At 28.2% G+C, this 15,108-nt stretch carries 16 protein-coding genes; 7 read left to right on the top strand and 9 right to left on the bottom strand.

Going from position 1 to position 15,108, the window contains the following annotated elements; all coding sequences use genetic code 11:
• The first annotated feature begins 1 nt into the window (after position 1).
• Complete coding sequence (locus HRT41_01020; GenBank protein NQY22590.1) at positions 2-1,030, top strand: leucine-rich repeat domain-containing protein; 1,029 nt, start codon at positions 2-4, stop codon at positions 1,028-1,030.
• On the opposite strand, the gene HRT41_01015 is transcribed toward HRT41_01020, so the two are convergent.
• The 3 genes from HRT41_01015 to panB are packed head-to-tail and all read right to left on the bottom strand — an operon-like array spanning position 1,027 to position 3,946.
• Positions 1,027-2,079: an AI-2E family transporter gene (locus HRT41_01015; GenBank protein ID NQY22589.1), complete on the bottom strand. Its 1,053-nt coding sequence runs from the start codon at positions 2,077-2,079 to the stop codon at positions 1,027-1,029. The genes HRT41_01020 and HRT41_01015 overlap by 4 nt on opposite strands.
• Positions 2,076-3,089 (bottom strand): Holliday junction branch migration DNA helicase RuvB, encoded by a 1,014-nt coding sequence (gene ruvB / locus HRT41_01010; protein NQY22588.1) that lies wholly within the window; start codon positions 3,087-3,089, stop codon positions 2,076-2,078. Before ruvB ends, HRT41_01015 begins: the two co-directional genes overlap by 4 nt.
• A 47-nt stretch (positions 3,090-3,136) precedes the next feature.
• A complete protein-coding gene (panB, locus tag HRT41_01005) occupies positions 3,137-3,946 on the bottom strand; it encodes a 3-methyl-2-oxobutanoate hydroxymethyltransferase (GenBank protein ID NQY22587.1) in 810 nt (269 codons plus the stop codon).
• Between the two features lie 220 nt (positions 3,947-4,166).
• On the opposite strand from panB, the gene trpA reads away from it, so the two are divergent.
• The 4 genes from trpA to HRT41_00985 are packed head-to-tail and all read left to right on the top strand — an operon-like array spanning position 4,167 to position 6,171.
• Entirely contained in the window at positions 4,167-4,907 is a 741-nt protein-coding gene (gene trpA, locus HRT41_01000) for a tryptophan synthase subunit alpha (GenBank protein ID NQY22586.1), read from the top strand.
• Between the two features lie 2 nt (positions 4,908-4,909).
• Positions 4,910-5,647 carry an arginyltransferase gene (locus HRT41_00995; protein NQY22585.1) on the top strand — a complete coding sequence of 246 codons (738 nt, stop codon included), beginning with the start codon at positions 4,910-4,912 and terminating at the stop codon, positions 5,645-5,647.
• Complete coding sequence (locus HRT41_00990) at positions 5,637-5,852, top strand: hypothetical protein (protein NQY22584.1); 216 nt, start codon at positions 5,637-5,639, stop codon at positions 5,850-5,852. Before HRT41_00995 ends, HRT41_00990 begins: the two co-directional genes overlap by 11 nt.
• Entirely contained in the window at positions 5,845-6,171 is a 327-nt protein-coding gene (locus tag HRT41_00985; protein NQY22583.1) for a hypothetical protein, read from the top strand. The genes HRT41_00990 and HRT41_00985 overlap by 8 nt, the downstream gene beginning before the upstream one ends.
• Before the next feature lie 22 nt (positions 6,172-6,193).
• Here HRT41_00985 and HRT41_00980 read toward each other — a convergent pair whose 3' ends face one another.
• The 6 genes from HRT41_00980 to HRT41_00955 all read right to left on the bottom strand — a co-directional run bounded on the left by HRT41_00980 (position 6,194) and on the right by HRT41_00955 (position 12,370).
• The gene (locus HRT41_00980; protein ID NQY22582.1) at positions 6,194-7,342 is read right to left on the bottom strand and encodes a c-type cytochrome; all 1,149 of its coding nucleotides are present in this window, start codon (positions 7,340-7,342) and stop codon (positions 6,194-6,196) included.
• Complete coding sequence (locus tag HRT41_00975) at positions 7,332-8,228, bottom strand: sterol desaturase family protein (GenBank protein ID NQY22581.1); 897 nt, start codon at positions 8,226-8,228, stop codon at positions 7,332-7,334. Before HRT41_00975 ends, HRT41_00980 begins: the two co-directional genes overlap by 11 nt.
• On the bottom strand, positions 8,228-9,196 hold the full coding sequence (locus tag HRT41_00970; GenBank protein NQY22580.1) for an imelysin: 969 nt from the start codon (positions 9,194-9,196) through the stop codon (positions 8,228-8,230). Before HRT41_00970 ends, HRT41_00975 begins: the two co-directional genes overlap by 1 nt.
• Positions 9,196-10,527, bottom strand: a complete 1,332-nt coding sequence (locus HRT41_00965) for a thiol oxidoreductase (GenBank protein ID NQY22579.1) — start codon at positions 10,525-10,527, stop codon at positions 9,196-9,198. Before HRT41_00965 ends, HRT41_00970 begins: the two co-directional genes overlap by 1 nt.
• The gene (locus tag HRT41_00960; GenBank protein NQY22578.1) at positions 10,528-11,850 is read right to left on the bottom strand and encodes an imelysin; all 1,323 of its coding nucleotides are present in this window, start codon (positions 11,848-11,850) and stop codon (positions 10,528-10,530) included. It abuts the gene before it with no gap.
• Positions 11,851-11,962: 112 nt separating this feature from the next.
• Positions 11,963-12,370 carry a hypothetical protein gene (locus HRT41_00955; GenBank protein ID NQY22577.1) on the bottom strand — a complete coding sequence of 136 codons (408 nt, stop codon included), beginning with the start codon at positions 12,368-12,370 and terminating at the stop codon, positions 11,963-11,965.
• A gap of 209 nt (positions 12,371-12,579) precedes the next feature.
• Here HRT41_00955 and HRT41_00950 point away from each other — a divergent pair, with 209 nt between their 5' ends.
• On the top strand, positions 12,580-13,026 hold the full coding sequence (locus tag HRT41_00950) for a transcriptional repressor (protein ID NQY22576.1): 447 nt from the start codon (positions 12,580-12,582) through the stop codon (positions 13,024-13,026).
• Between the two features lie 217 nt (positions 13,027-13,243).
• Positions 13,244-15,055, top strand: coding sequence for a GGDEF domain-containing protein (locus HRT41_00945; protein ID NQY22575.1), 1,812 nt, complete (start codon positions 13,244-13,246; stop codon positions 15,053-15,055).
• Positions 15,056-15,108 lie beyond the last annotated feature (53 nt).

Genomic DNA, 15,108 nt, shown 5'->3' with positions numbered 1-15,108 from the left:
AATGACTAATCCCAATACTTCTTTAATTAAAAAACAGAGTTCCTCTCTTATGTTATACAAATCAAAAGTAATGATTGGTCTTACTAAAAAAATTCTTAATAATAAAATACAAATAATTGAGAATCAAGACTGGATTGATAAACTTTATTTGTGGGCAGATGAAAATAAAATTGATGATTTATATAAAAGTAAAAAAAGCTTTAATAAAGAATATACCAGAGGACTTCCTAGAAATAAGGAAGATTTACTTAATTTAGTTGAGCTTAATTTATATAAATATGATTTGACCTATTTACCAAAAGAATTGTGTTATTTAACAAAATTAGAAAAACTGCATTTATATAAGAACCGTCTAAGGTTCATTCCAAAAGAAATAAAAAACTTAAAAAATTTGAAAGAACTTTCTTTGTCTAAAAACCATTTAACAGTTCTACCAAAAGAGATTTTTGAATTAAAAAATCTTGAAATTTTAAGTGTTCTGGGCAATAAACTAAGTGAAGTTTCTGTTCATATCTCGCAATTAAAAAAACTAGAGAAACTAAATCTTTTAGGAAACAAGCTTCAAACCTTACCCAATGAAATTTGTTCTTTAAAAGCTTTACGCTCTTTGCTTATCTTTGAAAATAATTTAATTGAATTGCCTTATGATATTGGTAATTTATCGAATCTAGAAGAATTATTGGTAAACGATAATAACTTACGATTTTTACCTCTAAGTATTGGGAAACTCAAAAAATTAAAGTACCTGTGTTTGTTTAATAATAAAATTGAAGCTTTACCTAGTGAAATTGGACATTTACACAGCCTTGAAGAGCTTTGGCTCTCTAATAACCGTTTATTGTCCTTGCCTTTAAGTTTAGATGGTCTGCATAAACTTAATGAGTTTTCTTTATCAAACAATGATTTGTCTCTTTTACCTTCACAAATATTAAAAATGAAAGAATTAAAATGGTTAGAAGTAGACAAAGATGTTTATATTCCAGATGAATTGCATTCTTTAGTAAAAAAAGGTGTGATTACCTTTTCTTAATTAAGTTTATTTTTTTCCTCTTCTTGATGTTGGGAATACTGTTTTAGAACTTCTATTAGTGATATAAAAAATGTAACAGCAGCTGGCCCTATAATCATTCCCCAAAAACCAAAAGAAGATATTCCGGCAATTATTGAGAAAAAGATTAATAATTCATTTATTTTAGTTGGGGTTTTTACAATTTTTTTATTGATATATTTTATAATTACAGGTTTAATAAATGTATCTGCAAAAACAGATATTACTAAAACAGAATAAATTGCAATAATGAAAGCATTTCCTGAATTTCCTGCGTACAATTCATAAATTGCAATAGGTACCCACATTAGAACACCTCCAATTACGGGAATTAAAGAAGCAAAACCATATAAAACACCTAATAAAATCCCGTCATATGAGAAATAAGAAATAAAGATTCCAAAAAGTAAACCTTCAAAAATGGCTGTAACTAAAATGGAATACAATACTATACTCATTACATTTGAGCTTTCAAAAAATAAAGTATTTGAATCTTCTTTTTTTAAAGGCAGGGCATTTTTAAAATAACTGGCTAATTGGGAACCATAAAAACTGTAGAAGAAATAAAATATCAAAATCATAAACATGTCTATTATAAAAGAAGCCGAGTTTTTTCCTAAATAAGCTCCAAAAGCCAAAAGTTTTTGAATAAACTCTGGGATATTAACTTTTTCCAAAATACCTATTAACTGTTCTTTTAAAATAAGAAATTCATCGGGAATATTATTTACCCAAAGTTTGGTTGCTTCAAAGATTGATAATAAAATGTTTTGATCAATTTTATTAATGAGTGAAGCAAAAGAAAAAATACAATAAAGTACTGGTATGAAAAATATGGCAGTTAAAAAGATGGTCATAATTCCAGATGCCAATAATTTATTAAATTTTTTTTGGAAAAAAATATTCATTGAATTGGTTGCTACTGCTAAAAGTAAAGCAACCAATAAAGGTTTTAAATAAGGAGCAAAAAGTTGTTGTAAAAAAAACAAAGAAATAAGCAGTAAAGAAATTAAAAAGTACTGGGCTTTCATATTATTGCTCCTTCTTCATTGTTTGGATTTAATCTAAAAAGTTCGTAAGTTTTAAGACTTGCAATTCTACCTCGTGCAGTTCTTTCAATATAACCATTTGCCAATAAATAAGGTTCAATGGCATCTTCAATTGTTCCTTCATCTTCACTCAAGGCTGCTGCAATAGTAGATAAACCCATTGGTTTTCCTTTATTACTTACAAGAAGTTCAAGTAAGTTTATATCCATTTCATCAAAACCAGTTTCATTAACGCCTAATTCATTTAAAGCATATTTACAACGTGAGAGATTAATGTTTTCTTCATTATTAACTTCTGCGAAATCTCGAACACGTCTTAATAAACGTAAACTTACTCTTGGTGTTCCTCTGCTTCTTCTTGCTATTTCTAAAGAAGCATCGTAATTGGAAGGTTTTTCAAGTTTAAAAGAAGCTGCTTCAACAATTTTTGCTAAATCTTCATTGGAGTAGAACTGCATTCTAAAATGCATTCCAAATCTCTCTCTTAATGGGCTTGATAACATTCCTGCTCTTGTAGTTGCACCAATAAGTGTAAAACGAGGCAAATCGATTTTAACCGTTTGCGCTGCTGGCCCACTACCTATAATAATATCTAATCGATAATCTTCCATGGCAGGATACAAAATCTCTTCAACAGCAGGGGATAGCCTGTGAATTTCATCAATAAATAAAATATCACCTTCTTCTAAGTTGGTTAAAATAGCAGCTAAATCTCCAGATTTTTCTATCATTGGACCTGCTGTAATTTTTATATTACATTCCATTTCATTTGAAATTAAATAAGCAAGTGTTGTTTTTCCAAGACCAGGAGGTCCATAAAATAGAATATGATCCAAAGCTTCATTTCTTTTTTTAGAAGCATCAATAAAAACTCTTAGGTTTTTCTTGATTTTACTTTGGCCAATATAATCGTTCCAGGAACTGGGTCTTAAACTTAGTTCTGAATGTTCTTCTTCAAAAGATATTTGTTCTACTTCTACAACACGTTCCATATTATCTCTTTGTATTTAAATTATTGAATATTACAATATTATGCATATTAATATTCTTCTTTTTTACTTGGAAAAGATTCATTTTGCACATCGTTTACAAAATTATTGAGTGCTTCTTTAACTAAGTTTGCTCCGTCTAAATAGTGGCGTACAAATTTTGGTTTAAAATCTTCAAAGAAACCCATCATATCTGACCAAACAAGAACTTGCCCATCGGTATCTTTTCCTGCTCCTATTCCAATAGTTGGAATAGAAACTGCTTGTGATATTTTTTTAGCAGCAGGGCTTAAAACACCCTCTATTACTATACAAAAAGCACCTGCTTTTTCAACAGCAAGGGCATCTTTGATTAATTGATCAATATCTTCTTGTGTTTTTCCTCTTACTTTATATCCACCTTGAGATCTTACATATTGTGGCATCAGCCCAATATGTGCCATTACTGCTATTGAATTTTTGCACAAGTGCTCAATTATAAAAGCTCTGTCTTCTCCACCTTCTATTTTAATGGCAGCAGCTGGGCATTCTTGGTAAACTTTTACTGCATTATTTAAGGCTTGATCTTTGTTAATATAAGAACCAAAAGGCATATCTAAAATCACAAAAGCTTTAGGTGCTCCTGTACAAACTGCATTGGTATGATAGATCATTTGTTCCAAGGTTGCACTTAAGGTGTCTTTTTTTCCTGCAAAACTCATATTTAAACTATCACCCACTAAAATCATATCTGCCATTTCTTCAAAAAGTTTTGCAAACAATGCATCATATGCTGTTATTACTGTAAGTTTTTTATTTCCTTTTGCTTTTCTAATTTTATTAACATTCATTTTTTCAAAATCTGCTCTTATAATACTCATTGGACCTCTTTTGTATAAATTATTATCATTTTATCAAAAAGATAGTTTGTTTTTCTTTATTCTCACTTATTTTTAGCTTTTTTTTACTTTTAATAACGGTAGACATATTAATTATATGCTATGATAGGTATTAGCCTAAATACTATATAATATTATTGAAATTACTAAAACTATATTTTATGCACTTAAATGGCTTTATATTAAATAACAGGACGATATTTTGAAAAAACTTGTAGGGTACATTACTTCATCGTATCCAAATAATAATTTTACCGTGGATTTGGCTTTAAGCATGAAAGAAGCAGGTGTAGATACTATTGAATTAGGAATGCCTTTTTCAGATCCTGTTGCAGATGGACCTATTATTGAAAAAGCTAATTTTCTAGCTTTGCAAAATGGCTATGGCTTAAAAGATTTATTTGAAATAAGTGAAAAAATTGCTTGTGAAATGGATACTTTGTTAATGGGATATTTAAATCCTTTTTATGCTTATGGAATAAATGACTTTTTAAAAAAAGCAAATGAATTAAAACTATCTGGTTTGATTATTCCTGATTTACCTTATGAAGAAGCTTTAGTCTATAAAAATGAAGCACGTAAAAATAAACAAGAAATCATTTCTTTTGTAGCTCCTACTCACGATGAAGCCCGTATTAAAAAAGTGGTAAGCGATGCTAAGAAGTTTATTTATATGGTTGCATATACTGGAATTACAGGTTCTGGTAAAAGTGAAGACTTAAATGAAATAATCTCTTGCGTTAAAAAATACAGCCAAACTCCATTATATATTGGTTTTGGGGTAGATGAGCATACATGTAAAGAAAAATCAAGAGGTGTTGATGGAGTTATTGTAGGTTCTGCTTTTGTTAAAACCTTAATTGATGATTCTTTAGGTTTTGATGAACGAATTAAAAGAATCAGCTCTTTAGCAAAAGAAATAAAAGAAAAAATTAACGAGTAGTTATGCAAACAATTGATGAACACATAGAATTTGTTGAAAATAACAAACAATGCTCTTATTTTGATAATGAAATTTCTGACATAAGATATAAATTTATGCAGTCTTGTAGCGAATCTGAATATCAAGGTATGTTGGAACATGGCTGGAGACGTTTTGGAAAAATGCATTTTGTTCCAGAGTGCGCAGCTTGTACTAAGTGTATTTCTATGCGTATTGATGTAAAAAAGTATGTTTTTTCCAAATCAGAAAAAAGAGTAATTAATAAAAATAAAGATACAAAAGTCTATATTCAAACCCCCAGTTTAAGTATTGAACATTTGGCTTTATATGATAAGTATCATGAATTTATGCATCATAAAAAAAATTGGAATTATACACCTATTGAACCAATGGAATATCAACGCTCATACGTACAAGGTAAATCTACTTATGCAAAAGAAATACTTTATTGTGTAGAAGATAAACTAGTGGGTGTTGCTTTATCTGATATTTTAACTACTTCTATTTCTTCTATTTATTGTTTTTATGACCATGATTATGCTCACTTGTCTTTGGGTAAATATTCCATCTTAGCACAAATTAAAATCGCAAAAGAGATGAATGTAGAGTATATTTATTTGGGATATTGGATAGAAGATCATTTTTCAATGGGTTATAAAAAAGCCTACACTCCTTTTGAAATTTTAAAAAACAGAGTACCTTTAAATCAAAAAACAATTTGGGAACCTTATGAAGTATAATACGGTTGTTCTTATAGCTATTTTAATTACTACTGTTCTTGCTTTAGGTATTTCTTATTTAATAAGCAATTATTTTTTTTCTCAATATACTTTTTATAAAATGATTCAATTGTTTTTTGCAGTTCTTTTTCTTACAACATTTTATGCCCCAATAAAGTATTTTTTGATAAAATATATGGACAGTGAAGGACCCAAAGATGAATAAACTTTTTATTGCGTTTACTTTTTGTATTTCTATCTTAAGTGCGGCAGAAGATTTTTCTGGCGCTGATTGTTTGATTATAGAAGAAGAAAATTCTATTATTTGTAAATACTCTAATGTAAGAAAATCTTATGATAGAAATATTAAAATATTTTGGATAAATCCTAAAGAAAATATATCCAGAGAAAAAGAGGTCCTAGTACCTGCAGGTCATGGTTCTGTATATGATTTTAGGTATATTGAAGCAAGAATAAAAGGTTTGTGGAGCTTTAAAGTTATTGATAATGAAAAAGAGTTTTCAACAACTTTTGAGATTAAGTAAAAACATACTTAATCCCAGTTCTTTATTTTTTTAATAAAAGATGTTCATATCTTTTATCAGTAAGAAGTTTAAGAAACGCGACTAAAGCATCTACTTTTCTCTCACTTAGTTTTTTCATTTTTAAATCTTTTTTATTAATCGTATTTTCCCACTCCGCATTTCTCCATGCTTTATTTGTTTCAGGGTTTATAATATTCTTTTTATTATTGAATTTATCATAAAACAGTATTACTGTTTTTAAATCAGAAAACACACCATTATGCATATAAGGTGAAGTAATTGCCACATTTCTTAGCGTTGGGACTTTGTATTTTCCTTGATGTTTAATATCTTTTACCAAAGGATTATTAAGTAAACCATCATCTTTTTTTCTCACTCCATTTTTAGCTCGTAATGCAGTATTAATTGGGGTTCCAATATTATGAAATTCATAATTTGAAAAAGTTTCCCTTTTCTGATCTTCTTTTTTTAAAGTGTGACAGCTACTGCAATTGGTATTTGCATTTGAATAAAAAAGTGAGCGACCTAAGTCTTCTAAAGGTGTTAAATCATATCTTCCTTCTAAATATCTGTCATATTTTGAATCAAAGGGTGCAAAAAAGTCACTTTGCTCAAAAACTTCAATGGCTTTTGTCATTTTTAAATACGCAGTGTCATCGTTTTTGAAAATATTTTCTCCATATACTTTTTTAAAAATTTCAACATAAAATAAATTTTCTTTTAAACGCCGAACGATTGCACTTTTTGAAGGCATAGCCATTTCATCCGGATTAGTAGGTGGACCTCCTGCTTGGCCTGCAAGTGTTTTTTCTCTTCCATCCCAAAATTGTCCACCAATATATTCTTTTTTCTTTTTGTCATAATGAAAAGAGGGCGAGAACATAGCATAAGCTGCACTGGGAGCTTGTCTATCTCCTATTGAAGTGCCATTATCCCCTAAAGAGGCTTGCGCTTGTACTCCATTGTCTCTGTCATCTACGAAACCAGCTTCCGGATTGTGGCATGTTGCACAAGATTGTGTTTTGTTTAAAGAAAGATTTTTATCAAAATATAAAGCTCTTCCTAAACTTAACTCTTCTTTTTTTGTATCAATTATTTTTATCTGTGCTTTATTTTCGCAGGCTAAAAATAAAAAAGCAAGTGAAATTAGGAATATTGGTCTAAGTAACATTTTTTTTTCCTTTGTTTTTAAATGGAGTTGAAAATAATTTTAAAACTGAATTATAATTTTTTGTATCGTTTAATCCAAATTTTACACTTTTAATATTTTCACTTCCTTGATGTGTATCAAATATTTTGTCCCATATAGCCAAATAGCCGCCAAAGTTTTTATTATGGTATTTTGTACTGTGGTGAAGTTGATGCATAAAAGGTGAAATAAATACATTTTCAAGACTTTTATAATAGGACAATTTTATATGGCTGTGTCTTAAATTACTTCCCAAAATGGAGAATAAAAAAACAAATATATTTACACCCAAAACTGTATAAATATCAATTCTAGCACCGAAAAAATAAATAAAAACCCCCGTTACTAAACCAATGCTTAACGCATATCTAAAACCAAATAATATATTTTCAAGAGGATGAACCCTATAAAATGTCATGGGTGTTAATACTTTTGCACTATGGTGAACCTTATGAAAACGCCATAAAAATGGAATTTTATGCAAAGTTAGGTGAAGCAGATATCGTGTAAAATCACTAAAAATAAAAATACTTATTGTGTACAAAAATAATATAAGTTCATAAGATGTTCTAAGCCTTATATATCCAAAGGTTTCAATTAAAAAAAGTGCAATAAATAATGCCACTGTTTTAGCAGATAATACCAACGGATAAATTAAAAGAATTTTAATTATATTTGAAATAAAAAAGTACGTATAATCTATTTTTGCACTTGGGTGCAGCCAAAGTTTAGAGCTTAAGTTAATTCTCTTCTCTTTTGGATGAAAATACAAATATACTATGCTAATTAACAGTGAACTGAATAAATACACATAAAAAATTCTTTTATGTGCATCTATTAAATACTCAAATCCTAAGAATAAATCCATTAATCACCATCTGCATCCAAGATTTTGGAAGTAACTCCAAGGGCACTTACTAATGTTTTATAATACGTTACATGTAAATTATCCAAAGATTTGTAAAGTATTTTTACATTCTTTTTTGTAAAGTCATCATTTTTAATATATTTTAAATTATCTTGAGCGCTTTGAATGCTCTTTCTAATTAATATAACTTCTTTTTTATAATCATTGTCATTAAGCATATCCCCAAAATCATAAGTGTCTGAATTCATTACTTCTTTGTGAGAGTCTAAAATAGCTTTAATAACAAGAAGGGAATTTTGGCTAAGAAAATATTCTGCTCTTCTATTATCACTTTTTCCTCTGTACTTTCTTGATAAACCTGCAACATCACCAACTCTCCAATCTCTTAATTTAAAAGATGAGTCAATTAAAATATTTATAATAACATCATTGCTCCATTTAAACTCTTGTAAGAATCTTTCACTGTCATTAAGATAAACATGATTAATTTGATTTAATCTTAGAAGAATATTTTCAAGTATCATTTTTGAAATATTTCTGTGTCTTTGGGTAAAAGATTCATCAAATAAAATGATTTCTAAGGCATTTACTGTTTTATAAGAATGTTTAAACATAGCTAAATCCAAGCTGTCTTTAGAAGCTACAACTCTGTCCATATGTTCTTTTAAATTTTCTTTTAAATTATGAAAAATATCAATATATCTTGGGGTGTCAATATTATCTTCATTAAGATCTGCTGCAACATAAAATGCTTCAACTTTTTTCCAAGATATTAAAAGCTTAGAAAAGTCATTTTTTAATACATCAAGTTCTTTATTTTCTTCTAAATCTTTAATAAATTTTTCTGTTTTATTTATACTGTCTTGGGTATTTTTTATTAAAACATTTTTTAATAAATCTTGCATTACATTTGTTTGCGCACTAAGATTAACAAGCGCAATAAAGAGTATTATAAATATCTTTTTCACTAGAGTTCCTTTATATACTTTAATAAGTATTGTCTGTTTTTTTCATTAAGGCTTCTAAATGCTTCTTTGCTTTTTTTTGCCTCACCATCGTGCCATAAAATGGCTTCTTCAATTGTAGAAGCTCTTCCATCGTGTAAATAATCGACGTTCTTTTTTATCGCTTTTTTATAAGAATTAATACCCCATAAAGGGGCAGTTCTCCATTCTTGCGGACCTGCTTTATATTCACTTCTTCCATCACTTAACCCTTTACCCATATCATGCAACAAAAAATCAGAAAAAGGTTTTATGATTAAATTGTTTTTTGTTTTTAGTTCACTTACATGACAGGATATACAACCAATGCTTGCAAAAAGTTTTTCACCTTGTATGTTTTTAGTCTTTACAAGAGGTACTTTTAGATGTTTTAGATAAAAAGCAACTGCATTTAATCTTAAATCGGGAACATCTAATTTATGTCTACCTTTTGGTGCATTTTTACACTTTATTTGGAACTTTGTACAATTGTCCCTTGGAAAATAAGAACTCGTTAGTCCCATATCATTAATAAAAGCAGCAGCACTTTGATGTACTACACTGGGAGCACTTGCTTTATAGGTATATTTTCCTATCATAAATTTTTTATCTTTTATTGAATAAACGATATTAGCAACTCCTGATATGCCATCATTATTTTCATCATAAATATCTTGATTTTTCAATATTTCATCATCACTTAAAAGGTTTATTAATCCAAGCCCAACAAGAGCAGGAGCTTTTCGTATAGATATAATAGTATCTTTATGTAAAGGACCATAATTTAAATCTTTTAAGGAATAGATAGGTTTTCTCAATACTACTGTTTGCCCATCTTGATAGGTAGAGTAAATATTTTCATAAGATATGTTTAGTTTCCCCTCAAAAGGAACGTCATGGGTGCCATTAATTGCTATTTGTGCCCCATAAGTAGGTTCAGGTGTAAAGCCTCTTTGTAAATAAGATAAATCTTTTTTTGAATTAGGAATTGAGAGTCTAATAACCATTGCTCTTGAAATATTCTTTTTATTATAAACAGAACCAAGGGCATTATTGGGATGACAGGAAATACAGGTATTTGCATTAAATAAAGGACCTAAACCATCTCTAGCAGTAGTTGCGCCTGGGGCTAAAATCCAAGGAACTTTAAAAAAACTTTTTCCAAGCATTGCTGTATCAATTTCAGTATTACTTAAATTGGAATAAGGGGTGGTAAATGCATTTTTAGATGGGTGAGTATAATAATTTGTATCAAATGCAAAAAGCCCTGTGACAAAGAATGTCACAAGGCTTAATATATGAGCGTTAACTCTCATTTACATTTTTGTTTCGTCTGCATCAGTAACATCTTCTACTGATAATTGGATTCCATTTGCATTTGCAACATTAATCATTTGATCACCTAATTTTCTCATTTCATTTTTTAATTTTACAATTACAATAGATTGAGGATCATTTGCTCTGATTTGTTTATCAAAATGTCTTGACGTTTCAGCAATTATGTTAATTGATTCAATTTTATCTTCAATTGAAGACATTAATGTTTCAACCTTAGCTCTTGTAGCTGCATCCAGTGCATCAATTGGAGCTTTTCCATATGAATGACCTTCATAAGTACCTGTTAAGATATTTTTGAAACCTTGATAATTTTGTGCAATATCTCTGTGTGTATTGTCAGAAAAACAAGAATGCTCATCTTCTTCTGATGGTGTTAATACAGCAACAGCAATTCTTTCATTTGCTAATTCTGATTTAATAAATACACCCATTCCTGCAAAAATTTGAGTTAAAGCAGTTTTTCTATCAATGTTTTTATTTGCATCATCACCGCTTAATTTAGAGTTTAATGCTTGTGCATAAGTACCATTATTTGCCCAAGCTGAAGAAACTACGCTTAAATCTTGAACAATTTTTTCACTTGCAGCTTTTAAGAATGCTAATCTTCTTTTTGCACCTTTATCAGTAGTAAAGTCACTTAATGGTCGTTGACCTGCTGCTAAATCACCAGAAGTAATACCATCTTTAATAAAGTTAGAATAATCTTGATCTTGTCCCCATAAAATAAACTCAACAGCATGGTATCCAGTTGCAACATTTGCATCTCCACCATTTTCATTTAATGCAGTTAAGGCTTTTACTGTGATTTTTTTAATATTTACAGCTGAAGAATCTTCACCGCCTGGATTAAAAGAACCTTTTGTATCAATAATATTTCCAGATGTTCGTACACCTGAAGCATCTGTTGTGTAATCAATCATATTTTCATCTAAAGGCCAAGCATTTAATTGTCCTTCTAAAGAACCATATGCTTCAGCAATCCAACCTTCTTCAGCATCAATTGGACCATTTGAAAGTCTAAAAATTTCTGTTTGTCCATAAGATTCTCTTGAAGCTAACCATGCTTTTTTAGCTTTTGCTAAATTTGCATCTGTAGGGTTTGTAGCAAATGCATCAATTTGAAATCTTAAAGTAACTGCATCTTTTAATGCATCTGAATAATTTTTTGTAGCAATATTAGTATAGGTACCTACTAAAGTCTTACTCGAGTCATTCATTGACATATTGTTTGTAGTACATCCAGAGAATGCCAATACAGCAGCGATACTAATTGAAGCAGCAATTAATTTTGTTTTGTTCATATTATTCCTTTGGTTATTAATAATTTTATGTAGAATTAAAACATAAAGAATCTTTATTTAAACTTAATAGTGATAATAATTATCGTTTTGATTGAAATTTGATTAGACTTACTTATATTCTTTGAATATTTTTATTTAACAACATAATAAAATCCATTGCTATTATTTTAATTTGATTATCGAATTTTTCTTCATTAACAAATTTTTTATTGCTTAGTTTATGAAGGGCTAAAATATGCTCATCAATTTTTCGTATTAAATTTTTATTTTCCAACAATAAAACGATTTTTGCTGTATTTTGTTTAATACTTCTAATATTTTCATTAATATTTGTATTATCTAAAGACAATAAATCTTCTGATATTTTCGAAAACAGTTCAAGTTTAGTTGTTCTTAACCATCTTTTTGTTTCCATTTTATTGTTTATTTTTGATATGACTAAAGTATCAATGGCTTTAGTTACAATGGCTCCAATAAGAGCACTTCTTGCAACTGTTCCAAATAATGCTAGGCTTAACATTTTTTTCCTTTATCTTTTTGTAAATATATATTCAAGCTTATTTACATTTATTATAAAGAAGTATAGCATCTAATTTGTATTATTAATATTAAAACGATAATTATTATCATCATTAATATTTGGTTAAGCATAAAATGAGTAGAATTGTATATCTTATTAAATATATTGATAGTATATTTTCAATATTTGCATAAAAAAGGACGAGCCCCGTGAAAAAATATGACATTTCTTTTGATACATTTTTAAAAAATTTTAAAGAGCATGTATCTAAACTAGGTTTTAAAAACTCTATACAAAAAGATTATATTCTTAAAAATTTATATTACAGTGAAGATCATTTAACTGCTGAGGATATTGTTACTTATGTAAAAAGAGAATACAATATTGATGTGGGAATAGCAACTGTTTATAGAACAATGAAGTTTTTCGAAGAAATGAGTATCGTAAATTCTTTGGATATTGGTGATGGAACTAAACGTTATGAATTAAATCTTTCTTTACATCATGATCATATGATATGTACAGCTTGTCACAAAATTATTGAGTTTGCAGATGAAATTATTGAATCGCAACAAATTATAGTTGCAAAAGAAAATAACTTTGATTTAAAAAACCATGTTATGACAATATATGGTTTATGCGAAAACTGCCAGTAAAATATGTTTAGGCTAAAAAAAGGCAATTCTTTTAAGAATTGCCTTTTTTTATGCTTTAAAATTAGAGATATTTCACTCTAATTTAAAATGATAATTAATATCAATTTAATATAATTAAGTTATACTTCTGTAAAAAAAGTGAGTGCCAATGTCAATAAGTAAAAAAACTATTCTTTTTTTACTAACTATTGTCATATTAATTATAAGCCTTGTAGGTATGATATTAGTTAATAGAATAGACAAGATAGAAGTATTAGAAGATAAATTCATAGAAAAAAATATTAAGAAGTTCCAAAATGTTCTTGATTCAACCTCCCTTCATATTAAAAGTATTGCTTATGAATATTCTTTAAATGATGTTTTAGCAAAAGCCGTAAAAAACAATGATGTTAATGAAATTGAAGCGTATATGCTTAACAGAGATGATTTAATGCAAAACTTAAAACTAAGTTATTTTGTTTTATATGATAAAAATAAAAAACAAATATATGGAAACAGTTTTGATATTAATTCCAATGAATATTTATCTATTCCCGAAGAGTTAAATACTTTTATGAAACACGATTTATCTTCTTATATTAAAAAAAGTAATGATGTTTTTTTTATGACCTTAAATTACGAAAAAACAATTTTTGTTCTTGAGAAATTATTGTATAAAAATGAACATATTGGATATGTTTTTATAGCAAGAACCCTAGACGCTACTTTGTTAAATGAAATTGGGGAATTATTACAAGAATATATTTCCTTAATTTCTTTTTACGATGATAAAAATATTAAAGAATTGAGTTTCTTTGGTAAAAAAATATACTATGATATTCAAAAGATAAGTAAAGACCAAGTTTTTTCATATATAAAACTATACGATGATCTTGAAAAAAAGAGTTTTTACATCCGCATGAAAAGTAACAGACAAATTTTTGATTTTTTATTGAATAATATTGAAATTACTTTAATGGTATTTCTAATCATGATTGTTATTGTTTTGCTTATTTTTTATGTGTTTATGCAAAAGTTATTTACTTCCCGAATCGAATACATAACCACTATGGTAAAAAAAGCCTCAAAGAATGAAAGTCCCAGTTTGGAATTGAAAGTTGATTATGATGATGAAATTTCGTATTTATCACGAAAAATGAATCAAATGTTTAAACATATTAATTATCAACAAAGTTTAAAATTACAAAAAGAAAAAGATTTTTTGCAATCTGTTCTTGACAGTCAAAAAAATATTATTCTTATTACAGATGGTAATAAAATTCAAAGTACCAATCAAAAGTTTAATGATATTTTTCACTCAGAAGACTCTTTTATGACAAATATTGCTTTATTAGATGAAACATCCAGCGCAAACTTAATACGTGTTGCACAGAAGTATGGAACCTTAGAAGTTCCTGCCCAGCTTAAATGTATCGATGAAGACAATAAATATTTTACTTTTGATATTACACGTTTGGATATTAAGAATTATCTTATATGTATGAACGATGTTTCAGCAGTAAATAAAAAAATAATGACATTAGAAAATAAAGCTTCTATTGATGAACTTACTAATGCTTACAACAAAAATACGATTACAACATATATTAAACGCTGGCTTGAAAAACGAGACTTTTGTTTTCTTATTTTAGATATTGATCATTTTAAAAAAGTCAATGATACTTACGGTCATCCAGCAGGTGATTTTATTCTAAAAAATATGATATCTCTTATTTCGAAAGAATTGTCAAAAGAAGACCTTTTAGGACGTTTTGGAGGAGAAGAATTTTTGATTTTAATTAATGATTATTCCAGTAATAATATTATTAGTATAGCAAACAGAATAAGAACAATAGTTGATACACATGACTTTGTTTACGAAGAAATAAATATCGATATTAGTATATCTATTGGTTGTACTTTTTGTGAAAAAGGGGAAACGTATTCTGCTGTGTATAAACGATGCGATGCTGCTTTATATGAAGCAAAAAATACGGGAAGAAATAAAGTGATATACAAAGAAGTCATTATTGATAATGATTCTAAGTAGATATTAAGCACCACTTAAGATGAATACGGGAAATATTGAAGAATAAGAAGGAT

It is taken from the genome of Campylobacteraceae bacterium, from assembly GCA_013215945.1.
Classification (GTDB): domain Bacteria; phylum Campylobacterota; class Campylobacteria; order Campylobacterales; family Arcobacteraceae; genus NORP36.
The sequence above is the reverse complement of the archived record's forward strand: the minus strand, read 5'-3'. Positions and strand labels throughout refer to the sequence as shown.

Excerpts from the sequence above, each read along its gene's own strand:
- HRT41_01020 (NQY22590.1), top strand. The coding sequence starts at position 2 with ATGACTAATCCCAATACTTCTTTAATTAAAAAACAGAGTTCCTCTCTT.
- HRT41_01015 (NQY22589.1), bottom strand. The coding sequence starts at position 2,079 with ATGAAAGCCCAGTACTTTTTAATTTCTTTACTGCTTATTTCTTTGTTT.
- ruvB (NQY22588.1), bottom strand. The coding sequence starts at position 3,089 with ATGGAACGTGTTGTAGAAGTAGAACAAATATCTTTTGAAGAAGAACAT.
- panB (NQY22587.1), bottom strand. The coding sequence starts at position 3,946 with ATGAGTATTATAAGAGCAGATTTTGAAAAAATGAATGTTAATAAAATT.
- HRT41_00995 (NQY22585.1), top strand. The coding sequence starts at position 4,910 with ATGCAAACAATTGATGAACACATAGAATTTGTTGAAAATAACAAACAA.
- HRT41_00990 (NQY22584.1), top strand. The coding sequence starts at position 5,637 with ATGAAGTATAATACGGTTGTTCTTATAGCTATTTTAATTACTACTGTT.
- HRT41_00985 (NQY22583.1), top strand. The coding sequence starts at position 5,845 with ATGAATAAACTTTTTATTGCGTTTACTTTTTGTATTTCTATCTTAAGT.
- HRT41_00980 (NQY22582.1), bottom strand. The coding sequence starts at position 7,342 with ATGTTACTTAGACCAATATTCCTAATTTCACTTGCTTTTTTATTTTTA.
- HRT41_00975 (NQY22581.1), bottom strand. The coding sequence starts at position 8,228 with ATGGATTTATTCTTAGGATTTGAGTATTTAATAGATGCACATAAAAGA.
- HRT41_00965 (NQY22579.1), bottom strand. The coding sequence starts at position 10,527 with ATGAGAGTTAACGCTCATATATTAAGCCTTGTGACATTCTTTGTCACA.
- HRT41_00960 (NQY22578.1), bottom strand. The coding sequence starts at position 11,850 with ATGAACAAAACAAAATTAATTGCTGCTTCAATTAGTATCGCTGCTGTA.
- HRT41_00955 (NQY22577.1), bottom strand. The coding sequence starts at position 12,370 with ATGTTAAGCCTAGCATTATTTGGAACAGTTGCAAGAAGTGCTCTTATT.
- HRT41_00945 (NQY22575.1), top strand. The coding sequence starts at position 13,244 with ATGATATTAGTTAATAGAATAGACAAGATAGAAGTATTAGAAGATAAA.